Origin of the sequence: Micromonospora lacuserhaii, from assembly GCF_036902735.1 — a bacterium.
Classification (GTDB): Bacteria; Actinomycetota; Actinomycetes; order Mycobacteriales; family Micromonosporaceae; genus Micromonospora.
On record NZ_JBAKHO010000053.1, the window covers coordinates 26,655 to 36,992 of the forward strand.

The 10,338-nt window shown below is 71.6% G+C and carries 10 protein-coding genes; 4 read left to right on the forward strand and 6 right to left on the reverse strand.

What is annotated here, in order from left to right:
- Window positions 1-159: 159 nt before the first annotated feature.
- From rsmG to rpmH, 6 genes are all read right to left on the reverse strand, one after another.
- A complete protein-coding gene (rsmG, locus tag V6U81_RS24300) occupies window positions 160-861 on the reverse strand; it encodes a 16S rRNA (guanine(527)-N(7))-methyltransferase RsmG (RefSeq protein ID WP_334492458.1) in 702 nt (233 codons plus the stop codon).
- A 118-nt stretch (window positions 862-979) separates the two neighbouring features.
- Complete coding sequence (locus V6U81_RS24305; RefSeq protein WP_334492445.1) at window positions 980-1,573, reverse strand: Jag family protein; 594 nt, start codon at window positions 1,571-1,573, stop codon at window positions 980-982.
- A gap of 213 nt (window positions 1,574-1,786) precedes the next feature.
- On the reverse strand, window positions 1,787-2,779 hold the full coding sequence (yidC, locus tag V6U81_RS24310) for a membrane protein insertase YidC (RefSeq protein ID WP_334492447.1): 993 nt from the start codon (window positions 2,777-2,779) through the stop codon (window positions 1,787-1,789).
- A 3-nt stretch (window positions 2,780-2,782) separates the two neighbouring features.
- Window positions 2,783-3,070, reverse strand: coding sequence for a membrane protein insertion efficiency factor YidD (yidD, locus tag V6U81_RS24315; protein WP_334492448.1), 288 nt, complete (start codon window positions 3,068-3,070; stop codon window positions 2,783-2,785).
- Entirely contained in the window at window positions 3,067-3,483 is a 417-nt protein-coding gene (gene rnpA / locus V6U81_RS24320) for a ribonuclease P protein component (RefSeq protein WP_334492449.1), read from the reverse strand. Before rnpA ends, yidD begins: the two co-directional genes overlap by 4 nt.
- 35 nt (window positions 3,484-3,518) lie before the next feature.
- Complete coding sequence (rpmH, locus tag V6U81_RS24325; protein ID WP_067300964.1) at window positions 3,519-3,656, reverse strand: 50S ribosomal protein L34; 138 nt, start codon at window positions 3,654-3,656, stop codon at window positions 3,519-3,521.
- A 633-nt stretch (window positions 3,657-4,289) separates the two neighbouring features.
- On the opposite strand from rpmH, the gene dnaA reads away from it, so the two are divergent.
- The 4 genes from dnaA to recF all read left to right on the forward strand — a co-directional run bounded on the left by dnaA (window position 4,290) and on the right by recF (window position 10,184).
- On the forward strand, window positions 4,290-6,152 hold the full coding sequence (gene dnaA, locus V6U81_RS24330; RefSeq protein ID WP_334492451.1) for a chromosomal replication initiator protein DnaA: 1,863 nt from the start codon (window positions 4,290-4,292) through the stop codon (window positions 6,150-6,152).
- A gap of 837 nt (window positions 6,153-6,989) precedes the next feature.
- Window positions 6,990-8,123 (forward strand): DNA polymerase III subunit beta, encoded by a 1,134-nt coding sequence (gene dnaN / locus V6U81_RS24335; RefSeq protein WP_334492453.1) that lies wholly within the window; start codon window positions 6,990-6,992, stop codon window positions 8,121-8,123.
- 38 nt (window positions 8,124-8,161) lie between these two features.
- Window positions 8,162-9,034, forward strand: coding sequence for a phosphogluconate dehydrogenase (NAD(+)-dependent, decarboxylating) (gene gnd / locus V6U81_RS24340; protein WP_334492454.1), 873 nt, complete (start codon window positions 8,162-8,164; stop codon window positions 9,032-9,034).
- Between the two features lie 16 nt (window positions 9,035-9,050).
- On the forward strand, window positions 9,051-10,184 hold the full coding sequence (gene recF / locus V6U81_RS24345; protein ID WP_334492455.1) for a DNA replication/repair protein RecF: 1,134 nt from the start codon (window positions 9,051-9,053) through the stop codon (window positions 10,182-10,184).
- Window positions 10,185-10,338 lie beyond the last annotated feature (154 nt).

A 10,338-nucleotide genomic window follows, 5' to 3' on the forward strand; every position in this document is an offset into this window, starting at 1 on the left:
GCGCGTACCGCCCGGCGGAATCGGGCGGGATCCCGTGCCCGGAACCCCGCCCGTCCCACACTATCGACGCGCAGTCAGCCTACGGGGGACGGGCGCGGCGGGTCCATCTCGGTTGTCAGGCGGTCATTTTCGACACGACGGGCCGATACCGCTCGCCGGTCAGCGGTTCCGCTTTCGGCCGCCGCGTGAACTCTTCGGCGCCTTCTTCGCGGACGGGGGGCGGACCATCCGCTCGCGGACGATCTCCACCACGGTGGTCGCCGGGTCGATCACCCCGACGCCGCAGAGGTGCACTGCCGGCTCCCCACCACCGAGCCGGTTGACCGCCTCGGCGTGCTCGGCGATCTCCTCGGCGGCGGAGGCGCCCTTCAGAGCGATGACCCGGCCACCCCGCACGGCGAGCGGCAGGCACCAACTGGAGAGCCGGTCCAGAGGAGCGACCGCGCGGGCGGTGACCACGTCGGCGCTGAACGGGCCAACCCCGGTCTCACCCGTCGCCGCCTGGTCCGCGCGCCCCCGGAAGACCCGCACCATTCTGGCCAGTCCGAGGTGTTCCACCGCCTCGATCAGGAAGGAGGTACGCCGAGCGAGCGGCTCGACCAGGGTGACCGTCAGATCGGGCCGGGCGATCGCCAGCACCAGTCCGGGCAGGCCGGCACCCGAGCCCACGTCGATCACCGATGCGCCCTCGGGGATGCGTTCGGCCACCGCGGCGCAGTTGAGCAGATGGCGGTCCCAGATCCGGGGTGCCTCCCGGGGGCCGATCAGGCCCCGGACCACACCGTCGGTGGCGAGCAGTTCGGCGTACCCGGCGGCCAGGTCGAGCCGGTCACCGAAGAGCGTCCGCGCCGCTGCGGCCAGTTCGGCGGGGAGCGCGGCGTCCTCCGCCGAGGGAACGGGGTGGACAGGCGACGGCCCGGGCGGCGTACCACCCGGGCCGGTCACGGCAGCCGCCGTGTCGTCGTCGTGTGTCACCAGGTCAGTCCGCCGGCCGGACGATGATGCGCCGGTTCGGCTCGACACCCTCGGACTCGCTCTCCACGCCGCTCATCGCGTTGACGACGTCGTGGACGCACTTGCGCTCGAACGCGGACATCGGCTCGAGCTCGACCGCCTCGCCGTGCTCCTTGACCTTCTCGACCGCGTTCTTGGCGACCGCGGCGAGCTCCTTGCGCCGGGTGGCGCGGTAGCCACCGACGTCGAGCAGCAGTCGGCTCGGCGAGCCGGTCTGGCGGAACACCGCCAGCCGGGCGAGCTCCTGAAGTGCCTCCAGGGTGGCGCCGCGCTGGCCGACCAGGTTCTGCAGCTGGGCACCGACGACCTCGACGACGGGACGGCCGCCGGAGACCAGCTCGTCGATGTCGCCGTCGTAGTCGAGGATGTCGAGCAGACCCTCGATGTAGTCGGCCGCGATCTCGCTCTGCGCGAAGAGCTCGCTCTCGCCGGCGGACTTCTTCTCCTTGCCACCGGTCTCGGCTTCGCCCTCCTCGGGCTCGTTCCCGCCGGTCGCCGCGGTCGGCTCGGTCTCCTCGTCCACGGACGGATCCGCGCTGGGGATGCTGGTGTCGGTCACGGTGTCATCTCCGTACTCGCTCGGCCGGACCGTCGGGTCCGCTGGTTTCCCGGGGCGACCGGCGGGAGAGGGCCGGTGCCACGGGCACGTCTGTACGGGCAGTGTCGCCCGTGACCGCGCGGGGCGCGGCGGTTCCGGACCGGCGCCGGCCGTACGGCGGCTGCGCGGTGCCGGAGGGCCGCCGTCGGTCGTCCCGACGGCGGCCCGGGTGGCTCAGCCCTGGCGCTTGGCCGGGCCCTTCTTCGGGTTCACCGGCTTGGCGCCCGGCTTGGGACCGGCGACCTTCGGCGCGGCGGGCTTGGCCGGGGCCTGTGCGACCGGCTTGCTCCGGTTGAGGAAGCCGCCGGTCTTGGCCGGCTGCACCGGCCTCCGGTTGCCGGTGGTCGCCTTGTTTCCGGTGACCCCCTTGTTGGTCACCAGCGGCGGGAACTTCCGCAGCACCCACTGCTGCTGGCCGAGGGTGAAGAGGTTGTTGGTGACCCAGTAGATGATCACGCCGATCGGGAAGATCGAGCCGGAGATCAGCAGGGAGAGCGGGATGCCGTAGAGCATCAGCCGCTGCACCATCCGCTGCTGCGGGTCCTCCGCCCAGCCGGTCTTGAGGATCATCTGACGGCTGGTCAGGTAGGTGGTGCCCATCATGACCAGCACCAGGATGCCGGCGATGACCTTGACGGTGGTGCCGTTGGCGTTGAGCCGGGCCAGTTCGTCGGCCGTGGAGCCGAACTTGCCGGCGATCGGGGCGGTGAAGATCTTCGCCTGCGACGCGGACGTGAACTGGTCGACCGACCACCCGTAGAGGGTCTTGGCCTCCTTGGCCGGGTCGAGCCGGCGCAGCACGTGGAAGAGGCCGAGGAAGACCGGGATCTGGAGGAACATCGGAAGGCAGCCCATCAGCGGGTTGGCCTTTTCCTTCCGATAGAGCTCCATCATCTCCTTCTGGAGCGTCTCCCGGTCACCCTTGTGCTTCTCCTGCAGCTCCTTGACCTTGGGCTGGAGCGCCTGCATCGCCCGCTGGGACTTGATCTGCTTGACGAAGACCGGGAACAGGATGACCCGGACGGTCACCACCAGGAAGACGATGGCGAGGATCCAGGACCAGTTCGTGCCGAGCACCGCGTTGACCGGCACCCCGATGGCGTCCCAGGCCGAGTGCCAGGTCAGCAGGATCCACGAGATCGCGTAGTAGATCCAGTCGAGACTCAATTCTCAGGCTCCAGTCAGGTCGGCACGGCGGCGGCCGCCCGGTTCCGGCACCGGGTCATGTCCACCTGGGTGGAAGGGGTGGCAACGCGACAACCGCCGGACCGTCAGGCCGGCTCCCCGCAACGCGCCGTGCCGGGCCACCGCCTCCAGGGCGTACGCACTGCACGACGGGTAGAACCGACAGCGGGCCGGCAGTGCCGGGCTTATCCAACGACGGTACGCGATGATGGGACCACTCAGCACCCGGGCACCCATGCTCGTCGGCCGCGACGCGGCGGGTCCGTCGCTCACCGGGACCGTCGCCCCCGGGGCGCCCGCGCGGCGGCGATCGCTGCGTCGAGGTCGGCCCCGAGTCGGGCGTACGACGCGTCGGCGGCCGCGGGCAGCGCCCGGACCACCAGGGTGCTGCCGTCGGGCAGCGTGGCCAGTCGCTCACGGACCAGGTGCCGCAGTCGTCGGCGGACGGTGTTCCGCACCACGGCGTTCCCAACCGCCTTGGACACGACAAAACCGGCGCGGGTCGGTACGGAGGTCATCTCCGTACCGGCGTCCCGCGCCGGCTCCGGCGAGGTTGTCGCGGTGGGTTCGGGGGCCGCCGGCAGGGTGAGGTGGACGACGACCGCGCCTCGCCCGGCGCGTCGGCCACCCCGGACCGCTGCGGCGAAGTCGTTACTGCGCCGCAGTCGCTGTGCGGCCGTCAGCACGACTGCCCACGTTCCCGGGACCGGACCGGTCGGCCTCAGGCCGACAGGCGGGTGCGACCCTTGGCGCGACGGGTCGACAGGATGGCGCGGCCGGCACGGGTGCGCATGCGCAGCCGGAAGCCGTGGGTCTTCGCGCGCCGGCGGTTGTTCGGCTGGTAGGTGCGCTTGCTCACGTCAGGCTCTCCGTTTTCGTACGTCCCCAGCGCGGGTCGCCCGGGGTCGTGCTGGACCAGGCCACCTCGACGGTGGCCCACGATCGGTGCTGCCCGACGACGCGGGACCTCGGCGATGCAGGGAAGCGACCGCGGACAGCAAGCACCCATCACCCTAGCAGAGGGCGAAAGAGCAGCCCCTCCAGCCTACGCAGGGGCGCAATGACCGTCAAACAACCCAGCAGGGGCGTCACCCCCAGGTGGAAGCGCGACCGAACTAGCGCTTTTCGCTGATGCCGACAAGGACGGCCAGCGTCGTCGGTTGATGGTGCCCCGTCGTCGCTGTTACCGTGCGCGTTTGCGGTCAGCGTCGGGGGTGCAGGGTTGACGCTGGCCGGCAAGACCGGACAAGGCAGTGAATCGTTCGGCACGGTGAACCCGCTTCGACGCCCCTCCAACCAGGGGGCAGGTCCGACCCGCGACCGGCGGGCGGCCCCAATCGGTCGGTACACACAGGCTGTGGATAACTTGTGGATGCCGGTCGGTCAGCCGTCCGGTGGTGAGGCACCACCCGCGCGAACGCGGTGGCGGGCCCGGAACGGCCGCTGGACCACAGCGGCGGCCGGGAGCAGAGGCGGAGGGGGTGGCACGACGGTGGCCGGAACGATCGACCTTGCCGCGGTGTGGACCGCGGCGACGGACGAACTCGCCGACGAGATCATCTCCGCGCAGCAGCGCGCGTACCTGCGGCTCACCCGGCTGCGGGCGATCGTCGAGGACACCGCACTGCTCTCCGTCCCGGACGCCTTCACCCGGGACGTGATCGAGTCCCGGCTGCGGCCGGCGATCACCGAGGCGCTCACCCGACGGCTGGGCCGCCCGATCCAGGTCGCGGTCACCGTCCGGGTCGCCGAGGACGCCGCCGGCCGGCCCGCCGGCACCGTCTACCGCAGCGACCCGGAGACCGCGCAGGCCGAGCTGGACGGCAGTAAGGACGACTTCGCCGCCGGCCCGCCCTCCTTCGCCGAGCAGCCCTTTCCCGAGCAGCCCTTCGGCGAGCAGCCCTTCGGCGAGCAGAAGCAGGCGTACCCGGAGCCGGCCTATCCGGATCAGTCGTACCAGGACCGGCCCGCCGACCCGGCGCCCGCGCCGCCGTCGCACGACGGGCACCGCCCGGGGCTCATCCCGGCGAGCCGGGACGGCGGCCAGGACACCCTTTTCGGTGCCGGCTTCGCCGAGCCGATGCCGGCGAGCAGGGCCACCCCCGAGCGGCGCGGCTACGACGAGCGCTCCCGTCCCGAGGCTCCGGTCGCCGACACCCGCGGCTTCGAACCGGCGTACCGCGACCAGGCCCGTCCGCAGCGCGACCCGCACCCGCCCCGCGGCATGGCCCGCGACGGGGGGACGGACAGCGGCCCCGGCCGCGCCGGCGCTGACCGCCGCCCCGGCGGGGGAAGCGACCGCCGCCCCGGCGGCGCGGAGAGCGGCGGCAACCGGCTCAACCCGAAGTACATGTTCGAGACGTTCGTCATCGGCTCGTCCAACCGGTTCGCTCACGCGGCGAGCGTCGCGGTGGCCGAGTCACCGGCCAAGGCGTACAACCCGTTGTTCATCTACGGTCACTCCGGGCTCGGCAAGACCCACCTGCTGCACGCGATCGGGCATTACGCCACCACCCTCGGCAACGCCCGATCGGTCCGCTACGTCTCCACCGAAGAGTTCACCAACGACTTCATCAACTCGCTCCGGGACGACAAGACCAGTGCGTTCCAGCGCCGCTACCGGGACGTCGACATCCTCCTGATCGACGACATCCAGTTCCTGGAGAACCGCGAGCGCACCCAGGAGGAGTTCTTCCACACCTTCAACACCCTGCACAACGCGAACAAGCAGATCGTGATCACGTCCGACCGCTCCCCGCGCCAACTGGCGACCCTGGAGGACCGGATGCGGACCCGGTTCGAGTGGGGCCTGCTCGCCGACATCCAGCCGCCCGACCTCGAGACCCGGATCGCGATCCTGCAGAAGAAGGCGGCCCAGGAGCGGATGTACGCCCCGCCGGACGTGCTGGAGTTCATCGCCTCCCGGGTGTCCAACTCGATCCGGGAACTGGAGGGGGCGCTGATCCGGGTGACCGCGTTCGCCAGCCTCACCCGTTCGACGGTCGAGCTGTCGTTGGCCGAGGAGGTGCTGCGGGACTTCATCCCGGACGGCTCCGGCCCCGAGATCAACGCCGACCAGATCATGGCTTCCACCGCCGACTACTTCGGGGTGAGCCTGGAGGACCTGCGCGGCCAGTCCCGCTCGCGGGTGCTGGTCAACGCCCGCCAGGTGGCCATGTACCTGTGCCGCGAGCTGACCGAGTTGTCGCTGCCCCGGATCGGGCAGGCCTTCGGTGGCCGGGACCACACCACGGTGATGCACGCCGACCGCAAGATCCGCCAGCAGATGGCCGAGCGGCGCTCGCTCTACAACCAGATCGCCGAGCTGACCAACCGGATCAAGCAGAACACCTGACGACGGCTTCAGGTCGCGGCGCGGCGTCAGACGCGCCGAGCTGAAGCCGTCGTTACGTACGCCACGCCGGCGACCGCCGGCGGTTGGCGGGAGAGACGCCCGGGCCCCGGCGGCCGGGCGTTTTTTCATGCCTGTGGACGCCCGAAGTTGACCCTCGACCGGGTCGAGGGCCCAGGATCGGTGTCGTGTTCATCCACAGGTTCGACCGGTTGTCCACATCCCGGGTTCCACAGGCGGTGGATAACCACACTCCGTCCGGGGCCCGTTACCCACAGACTGTGGACAAACCCTGGGGACGAGCCTGTGGACGCCTGGGGACGACGGGCGCGTTGTCCACCGACGACGGTCGCCCTGTGGGCAGCCTGTTGAAGGTTCTGGGGACAACGTCGATCGACGTCTTCCGCGTCGTCCACAGGACTGGGGAGAAACCCGGTGGATTACCGGTGGACAACCGGTGGACAACCGTGGACAAGTCTGTGGACGACGCGGCCTGTGGACGCAGACCCGGGTTTACCCCCCGGTTCTCCACAGCCAAACCACCGGTGGATAACGTGTCTGAGCTGCGGCGACGCGAGTTCTCCACAGTTTGCACAGGTGCGATGAAGACGATGAGTTATCTCTTCTAAAGAATCAAAAACCAATCATCACCGTTGGACTTCCTGTGGATCGGGCCGGAGCGCTGCCGTCGGCAGTCACCCGGCACCTGGATCCAGAGGGTCGGGCGCACAGCCGATGCCCTCGCGCCCTAAGGTGCGATGGGTACCCGCACGGTCGGGCGGGACGGTAGGCAGCGGTCGGCATGAGAGAGTTGTCGCTGACGTCGACGCGGAGGCATTGATGAAGTTCCGAGTAGAGCGCGACGCGCTCGCCGAAGCGGTGGCGTGGACCGCGAAGAGCCTGCCCAACCGGCCGTCCGTACCGGTGCTGGCGGGGGTGATGCTCCGCGTCACCGACGGCAACCTCCAGGTCTCCGGCTTCGACTACGAGGTCTCCAGCCAGGTGGCCGTCGAGGTGCAGGGGGACGCCGACGGCGCCGCCCTGGTCTCCGGTCGACTGCTCGCCGAGATCACCAAGGCCCTGCCGGCCAAGCCGGTGGACATCGCCGCGGTCGGCGCCCACCTGGAGCTGGTCTGCGGCAGCGCGCGGTTCACCCTGCCGACCATGCCGGTCGAGGACTACCCGGCCCTGCCCGAGATGCCGGAGAGCGCCGGCACCGTCGACGCGGCGGCCTTCGCCGCCGCCGTCGCCCAGGTCGCCGTGGCCGCCGGCCGGGACGAGACGCTGCCGATGATGACCGGCGTACGCCTGGAACTCTCCGGCGGCACGCTGGCCATGCTCGCCACGGACCGCTACCGGCTGGCGCTGCGCGAGATGGAGTGGAACCCGGACGACCCCGAGATCAGCCTCAACGCGCTGGTGCCGGCCCGGACCCTGAACGACACCGCCAAGGCGCTCGGCCCGCTCGGCGGCCAGGTGACCATGGCGCTCTCCCAGGGTGCCGCCGGCGAGGGCATGATCGGCTTCACCGGCGGCACTCGGCGGACCACCAGCCGGCTGCTCGACGGCGCGAACTACCCGCCGGTGCGCTCGCTCTTCCCGGCCGCCCACAACGCCGAGGCGCGGGTTCCGGTGAGCACCCTGATCGAGGTGGTCAAGCGGGTCGCCCTGGTGGCCGAGCGGACCACCCCGGTGCTGCTGAGCTTCAGCTCCGACGGCCTGGTGGTCGAGGCGGGCGGCACCGAGGAGGCGCGGGCCAGCGAGGCGATGGAGGCCACCTTCACCGGTGAGCCGCTGACCATCGGCTTCAACCCGCAGTACCTGATCGACGGCCTGGCCAACCTCGGCGCCCAGTTCGCGCTGCTGAGGTTCGTCGACGCCTTCAAGCCGGCGGTGATTTCCCCCGCCGGCGAGGATGGCGAGGTTGTCCCGGGGTACCGGTACCTCATCATGCCGATCCGCGTGTCCCGCTGATCGCGCCCGCAGAACCAGACGCACGGAGGTAGGAGCAGATGCAGCTCGGCCTGGTAGGACTCGGCCGGATGGGCGGCAACATGCGCGAGCGGTTGCGCGCCGCCGGCCACGAGGTGGTCGGCTTCGACCACAACGCGGAGCTGAGCGACGTCGCCACCCTGGCGGAGCTGGCCGAGAAGCTGGAGGCGCCGCGCGCCGTCTGGGTGATGGTCCCGGCCGGGGTGACCGACACGACGATCGACGAGCTCGCCGGTGTGCTCGGTGAGGGCGACATCATCGTCGACGGCGGCAACTCGCGGTTCAGCGACGACGCGCCGCGGGCCGAGCGGCTCGCCGAGCGCGGCATCGGCTACCTCGACGCCGGCGTCTCCGGCGGCGTCTGGGGCCGGCAGAACGGGTACGCCCTGATGGTCGGCGGCGCCCAGGAGCACGTCGAGCGGCTGATGCCGATCTTCGAGGCGCTCAAGCCGGAGGGCGAGTTCGGCTTCGTGCACGCCGGCCCGGTCGGCGCCGGTCACTACGCCAAAATGGTGCACAACGGCATCGAGTACGGCCTGATGCACGCCTACGCCGAGGGCTTCGAGCTGCTGTCGAAGTCCGAGCTGGTGACCAACGTGCCGGGCGTGTTCAAGTCCTGGCGCGAGGGCACCGTGGTCCGCTCCTGGCTGCTGGACCTGCTCGACCGGGCCCTCGACGAGGACCCGGAGCTGGCGGAGCTGAGCAGCTACACCGAGGACACCGGCGAGGGCCGCTGGACGGTCGACGAGGCGGTCCGGCTCGCCGTTCCGCTGAACGTCATCACCGCCTCGCTCTTCGCCCGGTTCGCCTCCCGGCAGGACGAGTCGCCCGCGATGAAGGCCGTCGCCGCGCTGCGCCAGCAGTTCGGCGGCCACGCCGTCCACAAGCGCTGACCGGTATCCACAGCCTGTGTACGTCCGCCGGCTCGAACTGGTCGACTTCCGCTCGTACGAGCGGGTCGGCGTCGACCTGGAGCCGGGGCCGAACGTCCTGATCGGCGCCAACGGCGTCGGCAAGACCAACCTGGTCGAGGCGCTGGGCTACGTGGCGACCCTGGACTCGCACCGGGTCGCCACGGACGCCCCTCTGGTCCGGATGGGTGCCGCCTCGGCGGTGATCCGCTGCGCGGTGGTGCACGACGGCCGGGAGCTCCTGGTCGAGCTGGAGATCGTGCCGGGCAAGGCGAACCGGGCCCGGCTGGGGCGCTCACCCGCCCGGCGGGCCCGGGACGTGATCGGCGCGCTGCGGCTGGTGCTCTTCGCCCCGGAGGACCTGGAACTCGTCCGGGGCGACCCGGCCGAGCGCCGCCGTTACCTGGACGACCTGCTGGTGCTCCGGCAGCCCCGGTACGCCGGGGTACGCGCGGACTACGAGCGGGTGGTCAAGCAACGCAACGCCCTGCTCCGCACCGCGTACCTGGCCCGCAAGACGGGCGGGTCGCGGGGCGGGGACCTGTCCACCCTGGCGGTCTGGGACACCCACCTGGCGCAGCACGGGGCGGAGCTGCTGGCCGGCCGGCTGGAACTGGTCGCCGCGCTCGCCCCGCACGTCACCAAGGCGTACGACGCGGTGGCGGCCGGCCGGGGCGCGGCGGGGATCGCGTACCGGCCGTCGGTGGAGCTGACCGAGCCGACCACCGACCGGGCGGCGCTGGCCGAGGCGCTGACCGTCGCGCTGGCCGAGTCCCGCTCGGCGGAGATCGAACGGGGCACCACGCTGGTCGGGCCGCACCGGGACGAGCTGAGCCTCACCCTCGGCCCGCTGCCCGCCAAGGGGTACGCCAGCCACGGCGAGTCGTGGTCGTACGCGCTGGCCCTGCGGCTGGCCGGCTACGATCTGCTCCGCGCCGACGGCATCGAACCGGTGCTGGTCCTCGACGACGTCTTCGCCGAGCTGGACGCGGGCCGCCGGGAGCGGCTGGCGGAGCTGGTCGGCGGGGCCGGTCAGCTCCTGGTGACCTGCGCGGTCGACGACGACGTGCCGGCGGCCCTGCGCGGCACCCGGTACACGGTGGGCGAGGGGACGGTGCACCGTGTCGACTGATCCGGACCGCGCAGACGCCCGCCGCGCGGGTGGCCCGAGCCGCGCCGCCGCGGGTGGGGCGTCCGGTGCGCGTACCCCCAAGGGTGCCGGAGCCGCCCCGGACGGCGGCGCGGCGCGACCGACCGGCACCGGCGCGGACGCCGCCCGGGGTGGG